The 18974-nt window shown below is 43.9% G+C and carries 17 protein-coding genes and 1 pseudogene; 14 read left to right on the top strand and 4 right to left on the bottom strand.

What is annotated here, in order from left to right:
• Window positions 1–38: 38 nt before the first annotated feature.
• Window positions 39–1028, bottom strand: a complete 990-nt coding sequence (locus tag V7L97_RS04820) for an RluA family pseudouridine synthase (protein WP_333653809.1) — start codon at window positions 1026–1028, stop codon at window positions 39–41.
• Window positions 1029–1091: 63 nt separating this feature from the next.
• On the opposite strand from V7L97_RS04820, the gene gatA reads away from it, so the two are divergent.
• From gatA to V7L97_RS04805, 3 genes are all read left to right on the top strand, one after another.
• Window positions 1092–2558 carry an Asp-tRNA(Asn)/Glu-tRNA(Gln) amidotransferase subunit GatA gene (gene gatA, locus V7L97_RS04815; protein WP_333653808.1) on the top strand — a complete coding sequence of 489 codons (1467 nt, stop codon included), beginning with the start codon at window positions 1092–1094 and terminating at the stop codon, window positions 2556–2558.
• Complete coding sequence (gene gatB / locus V7L97_RS04810; protein WP_442891756.1) at window positions 2558–3988, top strand: Asp-tRNA(Asn)/Glu-tRNA(Gln) amidotransferase subunit GatB; 1431 nt, start codon at window positions 2558–2560, stop codon at window positions 3986–3988. The genes gatA and gatB overlap by 1 nt, the downstream gene beginning before the upstream one ends.
• A 180-nt stretch (window positions 3989–4168) precedes the next feature.
• The gene (locus V7L97_RS04805) at window positions 4169–4486 is read left to right on the top strand and encodes a cytochrome c3 family protein (protein WP_333653806.1); all 318 of its coding nucleotides are present in this window, start codon (window positions 4169–4171) and stop codon (window positions 4484–4486) included.
• Window positions 4487–4559: 73 nt separating this feature from the next.
• On the opposite strand, the gene V7L97_RS04800 is transcribed toward V7L97_RS04805, so the two are convergent.
• Entirely contained in the window at window positions 4560–5477 is a 918-nt protein-coding gene (locus V7L97_RS04800; RefSeq protein ID WP_333653805.1) for a branched-chain amino acid transaminase, read from the bottom strand.
• A 69-nt stretch (window positions 5478–5546) separates the two neighbouring features.
• Here V7L97_RS04800 and trmFO point away from each other — a divergent pair, with 69 nt between their 5' ends.
• The 6 genes from trmFO to argB all read left to right on the top strand — a co-directional run bounded on the left by trmFO (window position 5547) and on the right by argB (window position 11506).
• Window positions 5547–6899 carry a methylenetetrahydrofolate--tRNA-(uracil(54)-C(5))-methyltransferase (FADH(2)-oxidizing) TrmFO gene (gene trmFO / locus V7L97_RS04795; RefSeq protein WP_333653804.1) on the top strand — a complete coding sequence of 451 codons (1353 nt, stop codon included), beginning with the start codon at window positions 5547–5549 and terminating at the stop codon, window positions 6897–6899.
• A complete protein-coding gene (gene xerC, locus V7L97_RS04790; protein WP_333653803.1) occupies window positions 6881–7792 on the top strand; it encodes a tyrosine recombinase XerC in 912 nt (303 codons plus the stop codon). The genes trmFO and xerC overlap by 19 nt, the downstream gene beginning before the upstream one ends.
• Before the next feature lie 71 nt (window positions 7793–7863).
• Window positions 7864–8397 carry an ATP-dependent protease subunit HslV gene (gene hslV, locus V7L97_RS04785; RefSeq protein WP_333653801.1) on the top strand — a complete coding sequence of 178 codons (534 nt, stop codon included), beginning with the start codon at window positions 7864–7866 and terminating at the stop codon, window positions 8395–8397.
• Window positions 8390–9730, top strand: a complete 1341-nt coding sequence (gene hslU, locus V7L97_RS04780; RefSeq protein ID WP_333653799.1) for an ATP-dependent protease ATPase subunit HslU — start codon at window positions 8390–8392, stop codon at window positions 9728–9730. The genes hslV and hslU overlap by 8 nt, the downstream gene beginning before the upstream one ends.
• Window positions 9702–10493, top strand: a complete 792-nt coding sequence (locus tag V7L97_RS04775; RefSeq protein ID WP_333653797.1) for a septal ring lytic transglycosylase RlpA family protein — start codon at window positions 9702–9704, stop codon at window positions 10491–10493. The genes hslU and V7L97_RS04775 overlap by 29 nt, the downstream gene beginning before the upstream one ends.
• A 134-nt stretch (window positions 10494–10627) precedes the next feature.
• Complete coding sequence (gene argB, locus V7L97_RS04770; protein WP_333653795.1) at window positions 10628–11506, top strand: acetylglutamate kinase; 879 nt, start codon at window positions 10628–10630, stop codon at window positions 11504–11506.
• 184 nt (window positions 11507–11690) lie between these two features.
• On the opposite strand, the gene V7L97_RS04765 is transcribed toward argB, so the two are convergent.
• The gene (locus V7L97_RS04765) at window positions 11691–12542 is read right to left on the bottom strand and encodes a deoxyribonuclease IV (RefSeq protein ID WP_333653793.1); all 852 of its coding nucleotides are present in this window, start codon (window positions 12540–12542) and stop codon (window positions 11691–11693) included.
• A 183-nt stretch (window positions 12543–12725) separates the two neighbouring features.
• On the opposite strand from V7L97_RS04765, the gene V7L97_RS04760 reads away from it, so the two are divergent.
• The 5 genes from V7L97_RS04760 to V7L97_RS12925 all read left to right on the top strand — a co-directional run bounded on the left by V7L97_RS04760 (window position 12726) and on the right by V7L97_RS12925 (window position 17294).
• Complete coding sequence (locus V7L97_RS04760; RefSeq protein WP_333653791.1) at window positions 12726–13283, top strand: hypothetical protein; 558 nt, start codon at window positions 12726–12728, stop codon at window positions 13281–13283.
• 227 nt (window positions 13284–13510) lie between these two features.
• Window positions 13511–16309, top strand: coding sequence for an isoleucine--tRNA ligase (gene ileS, locus V7L97_RS04755; RefSeq protein ID WP_333653789.1), 2799 nt, complete (start codon window positions 13511–13513; stop codon window positions 16307–16309).
• A complete protein-coding gene (lspA, locus tag V7L97_RS04750) occupies window positions 16306–16806 on the top strand; it encodes a signal peptidase II (RefSeq protein ID WP_333653787.1) in 501 nt (166 codons plus the stop codon). Before ileS ends, lspA begins: the two co-directional genes overlap by 4 nt.
• A 42-nt stretch (window positions 16807–16848) precedes the next feature.
• A complete protein-coding gene (locus tag V7L97_RS04745; RefSeq protein WP_333653785.1) occupies window positions 16849–17052 on the top strand; it encodes a hypothetical protein in 204 nt (67 codons plus the stop codon).
• Window positions 16992–17294, top strand: coding sequence for a tetratricopeptide repeat protein (locus V7L97_RS12925; protein ID WP_442891754.1), 303 nt, complete (start codon window positions 16992–16994; stop codon window positions 17292–17294). Before V7L97_RS04745 ends, V7L97_RS12925 begins: the two co-directional genes overlap by 61 nt.
• Before the next feature lie 7 nt (window positions 17295–17301).
• On the opposite strand, the pseudogene V7L97_RS12920 reads toward V7L97_RS12925, so the two are convergent.
• A pseudogene (locus V7L97_RS12920) lies at window positions 17302–18974 on the bottom strand (GNAT family N-acetyltransferase); the annotation flags it as partial.

The following is an 18974-nucleotide window of genomic DNA, read 5'->3' as shown; positions in this document are numbered from 1 at the left end:
GTAAACAAGAACTTTATTCCCAATACCCCATTACTCCATCACTCCAATTTTTTAATACATTCCTCCATATCCTCCGGCAGGGGGCTTGAAAACTCAATATATTCCTTGGTAACAGGATGAATGAATCCGAGCGTCTCTGCATGCAGCATTTGCCTTGGAAAGACAATCTTTCTCCTCTTTCCCTCAACCTTAACCTCAACCTCAACCTTTTTGCCATATGTTTTGTCACCGAGCACAGGATGCCCTATAGCTGAGAAATGCACTCTTATCTGATGGGTCCTTCCTGTGCCTAGTTTTGCCTCAATGAGCGTTGCAGCATCGAATCTCTCTATTACCCTCCATCTGGTAACTGCCTCTTTTCCCCTTTTTGTCCGTGTGGACATCTTTTTTCTGTCCGAGACGGCCCGTCCTATCTTCATTTCGATTTCCCCCGAATCCTCTTTGATATTGCCGTAAACGAGTGTTATATATTTTCTGTTGATTGTCCTTTTTTTGAACTGCTCCACGAGGTCGTAATATGCCTTATCATCGAGGGCTACAACCATGACCCCTGACGTATCCTTATCAAGCCTGTGGACTACACCGGGACGCATAGGCCCGCCGACAGTTGCCAGTTTTTTGCAATGATAGGCAAGTGCATTAAGTAAAGTGCCTCTGTTATGCCCTGCTGCAGGATATACCACCATGCCCGATGGTTTATCCACTACAACGAGATGCCTGTCCATGTAGAGTATATTTATCGGGAGTGCTTCTGGTATGAGTATTTCCTTTTCTTCTTCAGGTTTGTGGATTGTAATGACATCGTTTGTCTTCACCTTGTAGTTCTGGTTTTCTGTCTTGTTATTTACAAGGACGAGGCCGTCTTTTATGAGCCTTTGAACCTGCGAGCGAGTAATGCCTGTCTTTTCTGCGATTAGAACATCGAGCCGTTTATGGACATCTTCGCCTGAGACAGAGATTAGAGTTCCACGACTTCTGTCTTCTTCTGACTTCTGACTTCCGACTTCTGGCTTCTGTTTGTCTGTCATCGCCTTGCAAATATTATATCAGAGTGTATAAAATTACCAGTCAGCAATACTGGGAGGAGTGCTTTGAAGCTCAATGAACTAACCATTTCTGAATTAAGAAGGCTTCTTGACAACAGGGAAGTAAAGCCCCGGGAAGTCCTTGACGATATTTATGGCCGCATCGATGCAGTAGAAGATAAAGTAAAATCTTATATTACGATAACGAAAGATGTTGCCTATGAAATGGCAAAGGATGCAGAGCAGGCAATCCTTGAGAATAAGGCATCCCTTCTGACAGGAATGCCTGTTGCTGTGAAAGACAACATATGCACAAAGGATATATTGACCACATGCGCATCAAAGATACTCCATAATTTTGAGCCTCCATATGAAAGCACGGTGACAACACGATTAAAAGAGCAGGGATATATCCTCACAGGAAAGACGAATCTGGATGAGTTCGCAATGGGCTCTTCCACGGAGAACTCGGGATTTCATACAACAAGAAATCCATGGGATATGGAGCGTGTTCCGGGCGGAAGCAGCGGAGGCTCTGCTGCTGCAGTTGCTGCAGATGAATGTATTGCAGCCCTCGGCTCTGATACAGGAGGTTCCATAAGGCAGCCTGCTTCACTCTGCGGAGTTGTTGGCTTAAAGCCCACATACGGCAGAGTTTCGAGATACGGGCTTGTTGCCTTTGCATCATCCCTCGACCAGATAGGACCTATTACAAAGAATGTTACCGATGCTGCAATAATGCTCAATGCTATAGCAGGGCATGATTCAAAGGATTCGACATCTGCACCTGTTGATGTCCCTGACTTTGCCAAGGTGCTTGGGCAGGAAATAAAGGGGTTAAAGATAGGGATCCCAAAGGAATATTTTATAGAAGGAATGGATAAAGATGTGGAAGACTCTATGCGCACAGCAATAAAAAAGCTTGAATCACTGGGCGCAATTCCTGTCGAGGTCTCTCTGCCCCATACAGGCTATGCAGTCGCCACTTACTATATACTCGCTACATCAGAGGCTTCTTCAAACCTTGCACGGTACGATGGTGTCAAGTATGGATTCAGGGCAGTCAGCCAATCCGGCAAAGAAGACCTGCTCGAAATGTATATGAATACAAGGTCGCAGGGATTCGGCGCAGAAGTGAAAAGGAGGATAATGCTCGGCACATATGCCCTCTCTGCAGGATATTACGATGCCTATTATAAAAAGGGTCAGCAGGTGAGGACATTGATAAAGCAAGACTTTGACAATGCATTCAAAAATGTGGATGTAATAGTTACACCCACATCGCCAAGCGCCGCATTCAAGATCGGCGAAAAGGCTACAGACCCGCTTCAGATGTATCTTTCGGACATATTTACAATATCGGTGAACCTCGCAGGCGTGCCTGCCATTTCCATTCCATGCGGTTTTACAAGGGACAACCTGCCGGTTGGTTTGCAGATTATAGGTAAACATTTTGACGAAGAATCAATATTCAAGCTTGCCTATGCCTATGAGCAGAGCACAGAGTGGCATTTGAGGAGACCATCTCTATGATGGATAGATATGAAGCGGTCATAGGTCTCGAAGTCCATGCCCAGATGCTGACGGATACAAAGATATTCTGCGGCTGTTCAACCAGATTCGGCTCTGAGCCAAACACGCAGACATGCCCTGTATGTATAGGCATGCCTGGAGTGCTTCCTGTGCTTAATAAAAAGGCGCTCGAATTCGCAATAAAGACAGGGCTTGCCATGAACTGTAAAATATCCCCTTACAGCAGGTTTGCGAGAAAGAATTATTTCTATCCGGATTTGCCAAAAGGTTATCAAATCAGCCAGTACGAGCTTCCCATATGCGAGGGAGGGTATATAGAAATCGTAGTCGATGAAGAGTTAAAGCGAATAGGCATCACAAGGATCCACATAGAGGAAGACGCGGGCAAGAATATCCATGAAGGCGGCGGCAATTACAGCTTTGTTGATCTAAACCGTGCAGGCATTCCGTTGATGGAGATAGTCTCCGAGCCGGACATAAGAAGCCCTAAAGAGGCTGCCGAATATATGAAGAAGCTGAGAACCATTCTGAGATACCTTGGCGTATGCGACGGCAACATGGAACAGGGCTCTCTGAGATGCGATGCCAATGTCTCGATAAGGCCTGTCGGGCAGAAGGAATACGGAACAAGGGCAGAGGTAAAGAATATCAACTCATTTAAGTTCGTTGAAAAGGCATTGGAATACGAGATTAAAAGACAGATAAAGGTTGTTGAAGAAGGCGGAAGGGTAATACAGGAGACAAGGCTCTGGGATTCAAATAAGGGGATAACAGAGTCTATGCGGGGGAAGGAAGAAGCCCATGACTATCGGTATTTCCCTGAGCCGGACCTCGTGCCTATAACTGTAGGTCAGGAGTGGATTGATGAAATCAGGACTAAACTCCCTGAACTGCCTGATGCAAAGAGGGAGAGGTTTGTTTCTGAATACGGAATACCCGAATACGATGCCGAATTTCTCACCTCTGAAAAAGCTGTTGCAAAGTGGTTTGAAGAAGCTGTCGAGTCAGGGGGGCAGCCCAAGGCAGTCTCCAACTGGATGATGGGTGATCTTATGAGGCTTCTCAATGAAGAAAATAAGGGGATTGAGGAGTGTCCTTTAAAACCAATACAGCTTGTGGATATGCTTAAGCTCATTGACAACGGCACTATAAGCGGCAAAATAGCAAAGACCGTTTTTGAGGAGATGTATAAGAGCGGAAAGGACGCTGAGCAGATAGTAAAAGAAAAGGGACTTGTCCAGATAAGCGATGCAGGAGAGATAGAGAAGGCGATAGACGATATCCTCGCAAAGAGCCAGAAAGAGGTCGAGCGTTATAAGGCCGGAGATGAAAAGCTGGTGGGGTTCTTTGTCGGGCAGGTTATGAAGGCTACAAAGGGCAAGGCAAATCCCCAGATGGTGAACGAGCTGCTGAAGAAGAAATTAGGCTAAAATACTTGAAAAATTTTATCGGCTCATATATATTAATGCCCAGTTAAAAGTTCCTTAAAGGGGAAAGAAAATCCTCAAATTGGAAAACAGCAGGCACATGCGTTTTGAAAATAAGGCTTAACATGCATGGCATGTTAGTTGCTTAATTTATACAGTGAATAAAAGAAAGGGGGTGAACATATGAGAATTTTAACAGCAGTATTGGCAATCCTGATAGCAGTTGTTTTTGTCGGCAGCGCAATGGCAGTTTCGGCAGGCAAGACTAGTGAGTACGCAGGCGGTCCAATGGGAAAGGTCGTATTTGACGGCAAGAGCCATGCAGACAAAGGACTCAAATGCAATGACTGCCACACAAAGATATTCCCGATGAAGAAGGGCACTGTCAAGATAACCATGGCAGACATGAACGCCGGCAAGAACTGCGGCGAATGCCATAACGGCACAAAGGCATTTAAGTCAAGCGATGCAGCAAACTGTGCAAAATGCCATAAGAAATAATTTTGGAAGGCAAATAAAAAAGGCGACCTGTCAAGATAATTTTAGGTCACCTTTTTTATTTGCAATATATCGATTACCTAATATAGGTAAGCCATGAGTTGTATTTTTTGTTCTTGCCTTTGACTATATCGAAGAAGATGGACTGTAATTTTTTCGTGATCTTGCCCCTCTTCCCGTCTCCGATTGTCCTGCCGTCCAGTTCCCTGATGGGTGTAACCTCTGCTGCTGTCCCTGTGAAGAATGCCTCATCGGCTATATAGACCTCATCCCTTGTGAATCTATCTTCCCTGACCTCTATCTTGAGATCCTTTGCTATTGTGATGATGCTGTTCCTCGTTATGCCTTCTAAAATCGAGGTCAGCGGGGTTGTCTTTAACACGCCGTTTCTCACAATAAAGATATTTTCGCCGCTGCCTTCCGAGATATATCCCTCTGTATCGAGCAAAAGAGCTTCGTCATAACCGCTGGATATGGCCTCTTTCTTTGCAATCTGTGAATTGACATAGTAGCCGCTTACCTTGCCTCTGGACATGTTTGAGTTCACATGGTTCCTTATAAAGGAGGACACCTTGACCCTTATTCCCTTCTCAATGCCCTCTTCTCCTAAATATGCACCCCACGGCCATGCAGCAATAGCGATATTTATAGGATTGCCCTTTGGATAAAGACCCATTGCTCCGTATCCGATATATACCAGTGGTCTGATATAGCACTCTTTTAGTTTGTTTACTTTAACCGTGTCGATGATAGCCTTTTTGATCTCATTTTCGGTAAAGGGTATGCTTAGGAGAAATATATGTGCTGTCTGAAAGAGTCTTTTGACATGCTCATCGAGTTTGAATATTGCAGGCCCCTTCGGCGTGTTGTAGCAGCGTATGCCCTCAAATGCACCGAGTCCGTAATGCAAGGTATGGGTCATTATATGGATCTTTGCGTCATCCCAGTTGACGAACTTGCCGTCCATCCATATCTTTTCTGTTTTATTGATCATAAGTTATTATTTATAACAGTAGTATATTGACCGTGTCAATTGAAAATTAGATATATTAAAAACATTTATATGAAAGAACTGATTATTATAGGCGGCGGTCTTGCGGGCTGCGAGGCTGCATGGCAGGCTGCAAGGCAGGGTGTTAATGTCCTGCTTTTTGAGATGAGGCCTGAGAGGATGACAGAGGCCCATAAGACCTCTTCGCTATCAGAGCTTGTCTGTTCCAATTCTTTGAGGTCAAAAGAGGTTATTACCGGCCCGGGTCTGCTGAAGAGAGAGATGGAAATCGCAGATTCCCCGATAATGAAGGCAGCAAAGGAATCGGAGGTGCCGGCAGGCTCTGCGTTTGCGGTTGACAGGAATGTCTTCTCGGAATTCATAACCATGATCGTAGAGAGCCATCCAAATATAAAAGTCGTCAGAAAAGAGATAACAGAACTTCCCGACACTGTAGCCATCATAGCCACAGGCCCTCTTACATCCAATTCAATGGCTGATTCCATAAAGTCTGTTATTGGAGAGGAACATCTCCATTTCTACGATGCGATAGCGCCCATAATCGATGCTGAAAGTATTGATCACTCAAGGGTTTGTCTCTCGTCACGATATGGAAAAGGAGGTGACGATTATGTGAACTGTCCGATGACAAAAGACGAATACAATCAATTTTATGATGCGTTAATGGAAGCGGATACAGTTTCTGCAAGGGATTTTGAGGATATAAAGGTATTCGAAGGCTGCATGCCTGTGGAGGTCATGGGAAAAAGAGGAAGGAATACCCTTGTTTTCGGTCCTTTAAAACCCGTGGGACTTCCAGACCCGCGGACAGGAAAGATACCATATGCCGTTGTTCAGTTGAGGCCCGAAAACATGGAAAAGACCGCTTACAATATGGTCGGCTTCCAGAGAAGGCTGAAATGGCCTGAACAGAAAAAGGTATTCAGGATGATACCCGGTCTTGAGAATGCAGAATTTATGAGATTCGGGAGCACTCACCGTAATACATTCATAAATTCACCGAGGCATCTGAATGCAGACCTTACATTAAAAGAAAAAAACAACATTTATCTTGCCGGACAGATCACAGGCGTTGAGGGATACATAGAGTCAACGGCAATGGGTTTGATAGCAGGAATAAACGCAGCAAGGAGGATAATCGGGAAAGAGATTGCTTATCCGCCGAGGGAATCTGCTCACGGCTCTCTGATTACTCATATAACAGAATCCGACACGGAACATTTCCAGCCGAGCAATATAAATTTCGGTCTGATGCAGGTTAATGGAGATATTTTAAGAATGAGGGATAAAAGGCTCAGAAGGCAGAGGCTTGCGGAGATTGCATTAAAGGAATGGACAGAGTATATTAATAATATTAATAAAATTAAAGGCGAGGCTAAGGATTTATGGCAGACGAAGGATTAGATGCATATATTAAAAAATTTTTGAAATACCTTGGGATAGAGAGGAATGTCTCAAATCATACACTCAGGGCATACGAGAGGGATTTAAAGGACTTCTCCGAATACTGCCGTGCGCAACCCGGAGATATAGATATGATAGATATAAGAGGCTTTATCTCTGAACAGATAAATAAAGGAAAATCAAAAACCACTGTTTCAAGGAAGCTTGCAACATTGAGGTCATTTTTCAGTTACCTCTATCAGGAAGGTTATGTAAAGATCAATCAGGCCAAGCTTGTCCCTGCTCCAAAGACATCAAAACACCTGCCTAATTTCCTGTCCGTGGATGATGCGTTCAATCTTGTTCAGACACCCGAAGGAATAGGACTCCTCCCGGTGCGTGACAGGGCAATTCTGGAGTTGCTTTATTCCAGCGGTTTGAGGGTCAGCGAAGTGGCCGGTCTTAATATCGATGACCTGAATACGAGGGAAGGAATGGTAAGGGTTAAAGGAAAGGGTAAGAAGGAGAGGATTGTCCCTGTCGGCAACAAGGCCATGGATTCATTGAAATCTTATTTGATCGAAAGGAAGCTTTACAAGAAGAAGAAATCGATTTCCGACAGCGATAACGCACTCTTTTTGAACAGGTATGGCGAAAGGCTGACAGACAGACAGATAAGAAGGATTGTGGTTAAATATGCCCGCGCAATCGGCATCGATGGGAAGATAGGCCCGCATACATTAAGACATACATTTGCAACCCATCTTTTGTTTGGGGGTGCGGATTTGAGGGTGATTCAGGAGCTTCTGGGGCACTCGTCACTTTCGACAACACAGAAGTACACACATCTCGATATAGGACATTTGATAGATGTTTATGATAAGGCACATCCATTTGGAGTGATGAGTAAATGAGTGGATGGGTAAATGGGTAACTCATTAACTCTTTTACCCATTTACTCATTTACCAAAACGAAGGAGGATTTATGTTTCACGGGACAACGATTTTATGCGTAAGGCGTAACGGGAAGGTTGCCATTGCCAGCGACGGGCAGGTGACGATGGGGAATACGGTATTGAAGCATAATGCCAAAAAGACAAGAAAAATGTATAATGATAAAATACTTGCAGGCTTTGCCGGAGCCACTGCAGACGCCCTTACGCTTTTTGAGAAATTCGAAGGGAAGCTCGAATCATACAGGGGAAATATCACGAGGGCTGCTGTAGAGCTTGCAAAGGACTGGCGGACAGATAAGATTCTAAGGAGACTTGAGGCACTGCTCATTGTTGCCGATAACGAACATACACTCATTCTTTCAGGCACAGGCGATGTTATCGAGCCTGAAGGCGGTGTTGTAGCCATCGGTTCCGGCGGTCCCTATGCACAGGCAGCAGCAAGGGCATTGTACGAAACTACAGACCTTCATGCAGCGGAGATAGTAAAAAAGGCTATGGATATAGCAGCGGATATATGTATTTACACGAATAAGAATATAACATTAGAGGAGTTGAATGGATAACTTTACACCTAAAAAGATAGTAGGAGAGCTGGATAAGTATATCATTGGTCAGGATAACGCTAAAAAGGCAGTTGCAATAGCTCTGAGAAACAGATGGAGAAGACAGCGGCTCTCTCCTGACCTGAAGGATGAGGTGCTGCCTAAAAATATTATCATGATAGGCCCGACAGGCGTCGGTAAGACCGAGATTGCGAGAAGGCTTGCGCGGCTTGCCAATGCGCCTTTCCTGAAAATAGAGGCATCAAAGTTTACAGAAGTGGGCTATGTGGGCCGGGATGTGGAATCAATGATAAGGGACCTCACCGAAATTGCCATGAACATGGTTAAGACAGAGCATATGGAAAAGGTGCAGGAGAAGGCAAAGACGCTTGCCGAAGACAGGGTCCTCGACCTTTTATTGCCGCCTCCGAGGGCTTCAAGGGGAATTGCTCCAGAGGAGGAAGAGAAGGAAAGCTACAAAGATACAAGAGAGCGGCTGAGGATGCAACTGAGGGAAGGAAAACTTGATTCCAGATATGTGGATATCGAGGTCAGAGAAAAGATGGTGCCATTTGGCGTTATATCCAATGTAGGATTAGAAGAACTGGAAATTAATCTCAAAGAGATGCTCGGAAGTTTTATACCCGAGAAGTCAAAGAGGAAGAAGGTTAAGGTCCCTGAAGCATTAGCCATGCTCACACAGGAAGAGGCAAACAAGCTTATAGATATGGAAAAGGTTACAAAGGAGGCCATAGAGAGGGTAGAGCAGGCAGGGATTGTTTTTATAGATGAGATAGACAAGGTTGCAAGCAGGGGCCATGGGCATGGGCCTGATGTGTCCAGAGAGGGAGTTCAAAGGGATTTATTGCCGATTGTGGAAGGCTCGACAGTTGCCACAAAGCACGGCCCTGTAAAGACAGAGCACATACTCTTTATTGCTGCAGGAGCTTTCCATATAGCAAAGCCGTCTGACCTTATTCCAGAGCTTCAGGGAAGGTTTCCTATAAGGGTTGAGCTTGAATCCCTTGGCAAGGATGATTTTGTAAGAATACTCACAGAGCCGCATAATGCGCTGATAAAGCAATACACGGCACTTCTTGAGACAGAGGATGTAAAACTCCAATTTACAGAAGATGCCATCGATGAAATAGCAGACATTGCTGTTACCGTTAATGAAAAGACAGAGAACATCGGAGCACGAAGGCTTCACACAGTAATCGAGAGACTTCTTGAGGACATATCCTTTGATGCGCCTGAAATGAAGGATGAAAAGATTGTCATAGACAGGCAATATGTAAGAAAGAAACTTTCAGATGTGGTGAAGAATGAAGACCTCAGCAGGTATATACTTTAAAGGGCAAAGGGCAAAGAGCGAAAGGCGAAGGGTAGTGAACCTTGCCTATTGCCTATTGCCTATCGCCTTTTGCCTTTCTTCTTGCACTGTTGCACGATATGAGACTGTACCTGTAACACCATCGGCTACGCCTCCTGAAAAGAAAGTCGAAAAAGAACAAGAGCCGCAGGGATTTGAGGCGTTCAAAGGTGACAGGAAAAGGATTGTGGCATCATGGTACGGCCCTGATTTTCATGGCAGACCGACATCATCAGGGGAATTGTTCAATATGTATGCTTTAACCTGCGCCCACAAGGAATATCCCTTCGGAACAAAACTCAAGGTTGTTAACCCCCAGAACAACAAGGATGTAGAATGTATCGTGAATGACAGAGGTCCCTTTATTCCCGGCCGTGACCTTGACCTCTCTTATGCAGCGGCAAAAAAGATAGACCTTGTGGGGCCGGGCACTGGTGTCGTAATGGTAGAGCCTTTGGGAAGGGATTTGCGATATGTGAAGTATATTAGATACGGGGTATCCAGCGGCACTTTGACGATTCAGGTCGGCTCTTTTAAAGACGAGTCAAATGCAAAGAGGCTGAAGACGGCGCTGGAGTTGAATTATAAGAATGTTTATATAATTGAGGCCAATGTGGGAGGCGCTAAGTATTATAGGGTAAGGGTCGGGAAGTTTAATAACAAAGCAGATGCGCAGAAAACAGGGAATGCCCTTGCCAGCGAGGGGTATAATGTGCTGATAACGAAATTCGAGCAGCAGATATAGAAATGATAAAGAGGCAGGATAGAAGGATATATCCAAGCATCAGATGTGAGATCTGCGGCGAAAAGGTAGCCGAGCCAAAGGCAAGGGTATAGGACGGGAAGATAGTGTGCATGCCGTTTTGAAGGAAATAAATCATGAAAAAGCTTATTGAAAAGGCGAATATTTTAATCGAGGCTTTGCCGTATATCAGGAATTTTTACGGCAAGACCTTTGTCATCAAATACGGCGGGGCTGCTCAGGTTGAAGATGATTTGAAGGATTCATTTGCGCAGGATGTGGTTCTCTTGAGCTTCATCGGCATCAAGCCTGTTATCGTTCATGGCGGAGGCCCTAAAATCAGCGCAACCATGAAGAAAATGGGCAAGGAGCCCACATTCATTCATGGCCAGCGCGTGACGGATAAAGAGACGATGGATATTGTTGAAATGGTCCTTGGCGGGCTTATAAATAAAGAGATTGTTGCATTGATAAACAGTCACGGCGGCAAGGCGGCGGGATTGAGCGGTAAAGACGGAGGACTTATAAAGGCGAAGAAGAAGGTCATAAAGAAGGCTACCGATACAGGAGACGAAGAAATAATTGACATTGGTTTGGTCGGTGAGGTTGAGTTGGTCGATCCCGAGATACTGAATTCCCTTGAACGGGACGGGTTTATACCTGTTATCTCGCCTATCGGCGTTGGGAGTAAAGGTGAGGCATTTAACATCAATGCCGATTATGTTGCATCAGCGGTAGCCTCTGCTTTAAAGGCCGAAAAGCTGATACTGCTTACGGATGTGCCAGGAATAAAGGATAAAAACGATAATGTAATATCGTCTGTAAATAAAAAAGGCATTAAAAAGCTCATTGATGAAGGCACTGTCTCAGGAGGTATGCTTCCAAAGGTTCAGGCTTGCACCCGCGCACTGGATGGCGGAGTGAAAAAGACACATATTGTTGATGGCAGGATTCCGCACTGCCTGCTTTTGGAAATATTTACTAAAGAAGGAATAGGGACAGAAATAGTTGGTTAATCCTCAGCGATGTGTTTTGAGAAGCAGTCACGGCTTCAAAGCCTTTATCAATGCGATAAAATTATTTATCTGCCTGTTTATACTGTTTAATGTAAAGGCTATATTGAAGTTGCCCTTAAACGGCGCGAGGGTTCGGCGCTAAGGTATCGCTGATAAAGGCTTTTTATCCATGTCTGCTTCTCAGTTATAACAAAGCTCTCACAATCTTCAGATTTCTCGGATCGTCCTCTTCGCTTTTTTTCGGCGTTTCGAGAATTAAGGGAATGGTTTTAAATGCAGGATGGTTTATGAATTTTTTCAATCCTTCTTTGCCGATGCCACCATGTCCGATATGTTCGTGCCTGTCAACATGGGAGCTGTAGCCTTTCTTTGAATCATTGAGATGGACGAGTTTTACATTGTTAAATCCGATATATATATCTATCTCTTTTATAAGCCCTGATAAACCCTTTTCATTTTTTATGTCATATCCTGCTGCAAAGGCATGGCATGTGTCGATTACCACGCCTCCTATCAGAGGACTGCCTGTCCCGTCTATAATCTCAGCAATGTCTTTTATGTGTGATGATATGTCTCCCCTCTCTCCGGCAGTATTTTCAAGAAGGAGTTTTGATCTCCATACCTTATTTCTTGCGACTCTTTTAAGTGCCTCTATAGCCCTTTTACGGCCGACTTCTTCTGAATCCTGCGATGCGCTGCCTGTATGGAGTATCACGCAATCGGCATCCAGCAAGTCTGCGATGTCCATTTCTTGAATTAGCAGTTCTATTGATTTTTCAAGTATGTTTTTATCCGAGGCAGCAAGGTTTATGAGATATGATGTGTGAATAAAAACCGGATTTATATTGTAGGACTTTCGCAATTCTTTAAATTGCAGAATTGAATCCGACGGTATTTCTTTCACAATCCACTGCCTTGGATTATGGGAAAATATCTGAACGGTATTGCAACCCAGTTCTTTTGCCCTCTCAATGGACAGATGAACACCGCCTGCTATGGATGTATGAACGCCGAGCCTTCTAATCAACTTTGACATATGCTAATATACAATAAACAAAAACAGACTTTCAGGGAAACTCTATGAAGACATGGACACATCCGGGTGGCAAGCTAAGAGAACTCGGCGCTGAATCATTAACCGATGCAGAGCTTTCATCAATCCTTATTTCTACGGGCACAGGGAGATTGATGTGATTGTGAGTGGGATTTTGAGGGCGTGATGCATAATTATTTGATTGAAAAACTTCCTTTAGTTTGTGCATGGATAGAAGAAACACTTAATCACCATACGCCAAACTCTTGTTCTGTCAAAGATTTTGTTTCAATTCAAAAATTTCATCGTTTGCCTCATTATTTTACAGATGGATTTCTTTCTCGCGCAAAGGTTGTATTAGTGGAGAAAGTACCGAAGCCTCCACTTTCATCGATGGGACTTTCAATGTTTGAGAGCTTTGAGAAAGCTGATGTTGCAGGAACCACTTATAAAGACACTTACTTTATTAAGCGTCAAAATTGTTTTGATGAATCTCTTCATTTCCATGAGCTTGTACATGTTGTTCAATGGGACTACTTAGGAATAGAGAAGTTTTTGCTTGCCTATGCGTTGGGATTAATTAATCATGGTTATGTTAACAGTCCACTGGAGGTTATGGCGTATGGCCTTCAACAATATTTTATCCAGAATCCAGGTCTATTCGCTGTAGAAGACATTATTCGGTCAGAGCTTGATACCATTATGCCGAGCATTCTGGATAATGCGTTTAAGGGTAAGTTGTAGCTTTCCATATTCTAACCTTGGAAATATAACTATCTGAAAAAATAAACCACTTTACAATACTTTCCCAATATGCTGCTTATAATAAGCATAATTGGAAAGCAAGTGAGTTGCGCTTAAAATATAATGGGTTCTATTTTCATAATATCTACGCTGTATGTTCTGAATAGGACGCAAGATGAGTTGTAATTCCTTGACAATAAAAACCCTTTAGTGGTAGTTTTTCTGTTATGCCAATTGATTACAAGGATACCCTTAATTTACCACAAACAGACTTTCCCATGAAGGCAAACCTCAATCAGAGGGAGCTTGAGATACTGAAATTATGGGAAGAGAAGTCCATTTACAGAAAGCTTCAGGAGAAAAATAAGGGCAATAAGAGCTTTATCCTCCATGACGGGCCGCCTTATGCAAACGGCAATATTCATATAGGCCATGCATTGAACAAGATTCTCAAAGACATGATCGTCAAATACAAATCTATGCAGGGGTATTATTCTCCCTATGTTCCGGGATGGGACTGCCATGGCCTTCCCATAGAGCTTCAGGTGGATAAGAATTTAGGCGACAAAAAAGAGCAGGTTGATGTCTTAAAAAAGAGGCAGCTCTGCAGGGAATATGCCGACAAGTTCGTGAATATACAGAGGGATGAGTTTAAGAGGCTTGGCGTATTTGGTGATTGGGACAATCCTTATCTCACAATGTCTTATGATTATGAGGCATCAATTGTCAGGGAGTTTTTCAGGTTTGTAAATAACGGCTCTGTCTATAAAGGCAAAAAGCCTGTGCACTGGTGTCCTTCATGCGTTACTGCCCTTGCAGAGGCAGAAGTGGAGTATGCAGATAAGGAATCCCCTTCAATATTTGTAAGATTTCAGATCGTAGAAGATGACATTTCAAAGTACCTTCCACAATTAGCAGGCAAAAAGACATATATCGTTATCTGGACAACTACTCCATGGACGCTTCCTGCAAACCTTGCGCTTGCAGTGCATCCAGAGCTTATCTATGCTGCAGTTGAGGATGCCACGGAAGATGAAAATGCAATACATATAGTTGCAGAGGATAATCTTGAAAATCTCAAAGAGAAGGATATTATCAAAGGAAATGTTATCCTGAAAATTTCCGGCGACAAACTCGAAGGCATGAGGGCAAGACATCCATTTATAGAAAGGGAATCAAAGGTTATTCTTGGAGATTTTGTTACTGTCGGCGAAGGCTCTGGCATTGTTCATATTGCGCCGGGACATGGCGAGGACGATTATGAGGCAGGCCTTAAATACGGCCTTGATATATATGCACCTGTTGATGATAGGGGCAAGTTCACAAAACATGTCCCTGAATTCGAAGGCCAGTTCGTATTCAAGGCAAATGAAGGCATCATAGAGACATTGAAAGAAAAAAACGCCCTTTTGGGCATTGATAAGATCAGGCATTCGTACCCCCACTGTTGGAGATGCAAAAAACCCGTCATATTCAGGGCAACTGCCCAGTGGTTCATATCCATGGAAAAAAGGAATCTCAGGCAGAAATGCCTGAAGGAGATAGAGAGGGTTGAATGGATTCCTTCATGGGGCAGGGAGAGAATATACGGAATGGTCACAAACAGACCGGACTGGTGCATTTCGAGGCAGAGGTCGTGGGGAGTGCCTATAACTCTAATCACATGCGAAGACTGCGGAACATTTATCAAGGATGAAGAATTGTTCAACAGGATAGTGAAACTTACAGAACAGCATGGCGCTGATATCTGGTTTAAAGCCGATGTCAAAGACCTGCTGAAAGACGGCTATAAATGCAAATGCGGCAGTACATCCTTTAAAAAGGAAATGGATATCCTCGATGTGTGGTTCGATTCAGGCGTTAGCCATGCAGCGGTTTTAGAAAGGGATGAAAGGCTTTCGTGGCCTGCTGCAATGTATCTCGAAGGGAGCGACCAGCACAGGGGGTGGTTCCAGAGTTCTCTGCTTGCATCTGTAGGCACAAGGGAAAAGGCCCCATATAACATAGTCCTCACCCACGGATTCACTGTTGACGGCCAGGGAAAGAAGATGTCAAAGTCCCTCGGAAATGTTATTGCACCGCAGGAGGTTGTAAAAGCCAATGGCGCAGATATTCTCAGATTGTGGGTCTCTGCAGAGGATTACCGTGACGATGTAAGGCTTTCAAAGGAGATAATAAACAGGCTCACAGAGGCATACAGGAAGATCAGGAATACAGGAAGATTTCTTTTAGGCAATACCTATGATTATGACGGAGAGGATTACAGCAATAATCTCCTCGAAATAGACAGGTGGGCAATGTCGAGGCTTCAGGGACTTATAAAGAAAGTCACAGAGGCATACGAAGATTTTAATTTCCACGAGGCATTTCATTCCATTTATAATTTTTGCATCGTTGATATGAGTTCCTTTTATTTCGATATACTGAAAGACCGCCTCTATACATTCAGGGCAGATTCTAAAGAGAGGCGTGCAGCCCAATGGGTTATGTATCAGATACTCGTTGACATGACAAGGCTTATGGCGCCTGTTTTATCATTTACTGCTGATGAGATATGGAATTATGTGCCAAAAAAGCAGTCAGCAGACACAGAGAGTGTTTTTCTTTCAGGATTTCCTGTTATAAAGGAAGAATTTGTGGATGAAGTGCTGGAGAAGAGATGGGAAAGGCTTATAAAGGTAAGGGATGAGGCAAACAAGGCCCTTGAGATAAAGAGAAAGGATAAATTTATAGGCAACGCCCTTGAGGCAAAACTGATATTTTATCTGCCGGATGAAGAGTTAAATCTTTTGCAGACGTATAAAGAATTTTTACCTGCCCTCTTTATCGTCTCTGCTGTCGAGATTTATCCGTCTGGACAGAAGACAGGGGATGTTTATGAAAGCACGGAGATTAAAGACATGTTCATAAAAGTCGAAAAGGCATCGGGCCAGAAGTGCGAAAGGTGCTGGAACTGGAGCGAGTCCGTAGGCAAATTCGAAGCCCATCCGCAGGTCTGCGAAAGATGTTACAGTGCAATTACATGATAGCGTTTAGCAGTCAGCAGTCAGCAGTCAGCAAAGGAAAACATAGTATTATTTTTTATTTTCTCGTTTCACTTTCCATCTTCACGCTCGACCAATTTACTAAATATCTCATAAAGAGCTATGTGAGTCCGTATGAGATTATAAGGGTATTACCTTTTTTCAATATCGTCTATGTCGAGAATATCGGCTCTGCCTTTGGAATGTTTAAGAGCCTCGGCAATGTCTTCTTTGTAGTAATTGCAGCACTGGCTATGGTTTTTGTAACAATCCTTATCATCAGAGATAAAGACAACAGGCTAAGCTTTTCCCTGATACTCGGCGGTGCTGCTGGAAATCTTACAGACAGGATTATACGCGGCTATGTCATAGACTTTCTCGATGTGTATGCCGGCAGATTTCATTGGCCTGCATTCAATGTGGCTGATTCAGCGCTTACCATCGGGATCTTCATGTTTGCTCTTAAATTATTTTTTGAGCATAAAAGATCCGGGAAATAGTCCGAAACCTGAAACATATTCTGAGATGTAGTAAAATTTTATATGGCGACAATTGCTGATGCAGAAGAGTTTTTTGCGAAGGGGTTAAATGAGCTTGCTGTGGGACACGGCCTATCTGCCCTTGTTCATTTTGAAAAGGCAGTCCAGATTGAAGAGGTGCCTGTTTATGTCTCTTATTTAGCATTGTGCATAGCAAAGGGCGTGGGCAGATCAGAAAGGCGATTTCCCTTTGCGAAGATGCAATAAAAGGAGAACCCGAAAATCCTATCCATTATCTTAATCTCGGCAAGATATACCTCCATGCGGGTGATAAAGAAACCGCAATACATGCCTTCAGGGCCGGCTTGAAATACAAAATAAACCAGCAGATTATCGATGAGCTAAATAAACTTCAGACGCGAAAGCCTCCGGTTATTCCTTTTTTAGAAAGGAATAATCCGATTAATAAGTATTTAGGAATTATACTCAGCAGGTTGGGTTTAAGGTAAGCCTTTATCAGCCTTCTCTGAAAGACATGGTCAATTCATACACTCCTGCTTCTGCACGCCTTTCGATGACGAACCCCATTCTTTCAAAGAGATTGAGCATCGGCTTGTTATCTATCAACACCTCGGCAGTAAATCCATGAAGACCATTTTTCTTTGCGAGATAAGTCAGGTATGAAAGAAGCTCGGCGCCTATGCCTTTGCCCTGATAATCATCTCTGACCACAAACGCAACTTCTGCGGTATGTGCATTTTCATCTATATAATACTGTCCCATGCCTATGATCATCTCTTTCCCTCCCTGCTCTATCACAGCAAGTATTACCATCTCTTTTGTGTAATCGATGATCACGAATTTCTGCAGGCGCTCATGGGGCATATCCCTTCTTGTGGAGATGAACCTGTGGTGTATGCATTCATCTGTAAGGGAATAAAAGAAGTCCTTAAGCAGCGGCTCATCGCTCATTCTCACGGGACGTAGAAATATCCGGAGTCCTGCCTTTGTGGTTCTGTAAGTTTCCATATCTTCAGGATACTCTCCCTTTTCTCCGGGGATAAATGCCTGGTCTTTATATACGAGGTTCAGCTTTTTTGCCTCTTCTATAAGCCACGGTCTGAACTTTGGATGTGCGATCGCTATTAAAGCCATTGCTCTCTCTTATATTTTTTCCATGAAGATATGCAATGCCGTACTCTGTGACAACATAATGAATGTCGCCTCTGGTTAAAGTTACTCCAGCGCCTTCCTTGAGATTCGGAACTATCCTTGATATTGTGTCATTTTCAGCGGTGGATTGGAGTGCGAGTATGGTCTTTCCTCCCTGCGAAAGCACTGCTCCCCTCATGAAATCTGCCTGTCCGCCGATTCCGCTGTAGAATATCCTTCCGAGAGATTCTGCTGTAGCCTGTCCTGTCAGGTCTATTTCCAGTGCACTGTTTATTGCTGTCATGTTTTTGTGCCGGGCTATAACCAATGGATTGTTTGTGTAGCTCACAGGCCTGAACTCAATGGATGGATTGTCGTGAAGGTATTCATAGGTCTCTTTTCTGCCCATGCAAAAGGCTGCCACGGTTTTGCCTTTGTTAAGCTCTTTTCTTGTGTTATCCACAACCCCATTTTTCATAAGCTCGATAACGCCATCGGTCAGCAGTTCTGTATGTATGCCGAGATTCTTTTTATTGTTCAGGTGTGACATTATGGCATTTGGAATTGTCCCGTATCCCACCTGAATTGTGTCTCCATCCTGAATAATGCGCGAGACATACGTACCGATCCTCTGGGCAATATCATCGGGAACGCTTGCCTCAAACTCCAATAGCGGCTTGTCATACGACACAATAAAATCCACATTTTTTATGTTTATAAAGGTCTCGCCATGAACGCGGGGCATGTATGAGTTCACCTGTGCTATGACAAGAGATGCAGACTCCACTGCTGCCTTAACAATATCAACGCTTATCCCGAGACTCATATAGCCATGGTCGTCAGGAAGGGATGTCTGTATCAGGGCCACATCTACAGGTATGCGCCTGGTGTAAAACAGATTCGGAACTGCAGAGAGGAATATGGGGTGTAGTCTGCAACTCCCTTATTGACGGCAGCCTTTGTGTTATTGCCGATGAAGAAGGAGTTGTGCCTGAAGGTATCCCTGAATTTTTCGTCAGCATAGGGAGCAACTCCGA

The organism is Dissulfurispira sp. (assembly GCF_036745535.1).
In the GTDB taxonomy this organism is placed as follows: Bacteria; Nitrospirota; Thermodesulfovibrionia; order Thermodesulfovibrionales; family Dissulfurispiraceae; genus Dissulfurispira.
Note: the sequence above shows the minus strand (reverse complement) of the source record. Positions and strands in the feature narration are given on the sequence as shown.

Coding starts and splice junctions, on each gene's coding strand:
- V7L97_RS04820 (WP_333653809.1), bottom strand. CDS start 1,028: ATGACAGACAAACAGAAGCCAGAAGTCGGAAGTCAGAAGTCAGAAGAA.
- gatB (WP_442891756.1), top strand. CDS start 2,558: ATGGATAGATATGAAGCGGTCATAGGTCTCGAAGTCCATGCCCAGATG.
- V7L97_RS04805 (WP_333653806.1), top strand. CDS start 4,169: ATGAGAATTTTAACAGCAGTATTGGCAATCCTGATAGCAGTTGTTTTT.
- V7L97_RS04800 (WP_333653805.1), bottom strand. CDS start 5,477: ATGATCAATAAAACAGAAAAGATATGGATGGACGGCAAGTTCGTCAAC.
- trmFO (WP_333653804.1), top strand. CDS start 5,547: ATGAAAGAACTGATTATTATAGGCGGCGGTCTTGCGGGCTGCGAGGCT.
- xerC (WP_333653803.1), top strand. CDS start 6,881: ATGGCAGACGAAGGATTAGATGCATATATTAAAAAATTTTTGAAATAC.
- hslV (WP_333653801.1), top strand. CDS start 7,864: ATGTTTCACGGGACAACGATTTTATGCGTAAGGCGTAACGGGAAGGTT.
- hslU (WP_333653799.1), top strand. CDS start 8,390: ATGGATAACTTTACACCTAAAAAGATAGTAGGAGAGCTGGATAAGTAT.
- V7L97_RS04775 (WP_333653797.1), top strand. CDS start 9,702: ATGAAGACCTCAGCAGGTATATACTTTAAAGGGCAAAGGGCAAAGAGC.
- argB (WP_333653795.1), top strand. CDS start 10,628: ATGAAAAAGCTTATTGAAAAGGCGAATATTTTAATCGAGGCTTTGCCG.
- V7L97_RS04765 (WP_333653793.1), bottom strand. CDS start 12,542: ATGTCAAAGTTGATTAGAAGGCTCGGCGTTCATACATCCATAGCAGGC.
- V7L97_RS04760 (WP_333653791.1), top strand. CDS start 12,726: ATGCATAATTATTTGATTGAAAAACTTCCTTTAGTTTGTGCATGGATA.
- ileS (WP_333653789.1), top strand. CDS start 13,511: ATGCCAATTGATTACAAGGATACCCTTAATTTACCACAAACAGACTTT.
- lspA (WP_333653787.1), top strand. CDS start 16,306: ATGATAGCGTTTAGCAGTCAGCAGTCAGCAGTCAGCAAAGGAAAACAT.
- V7L97_RS04745 (WP_333653785.1), top strand. CDS start 16,849: ATGGCGACAATTGCTGATGCAGAAGAGTTTTTTGCGAAGGGGTTAAAT.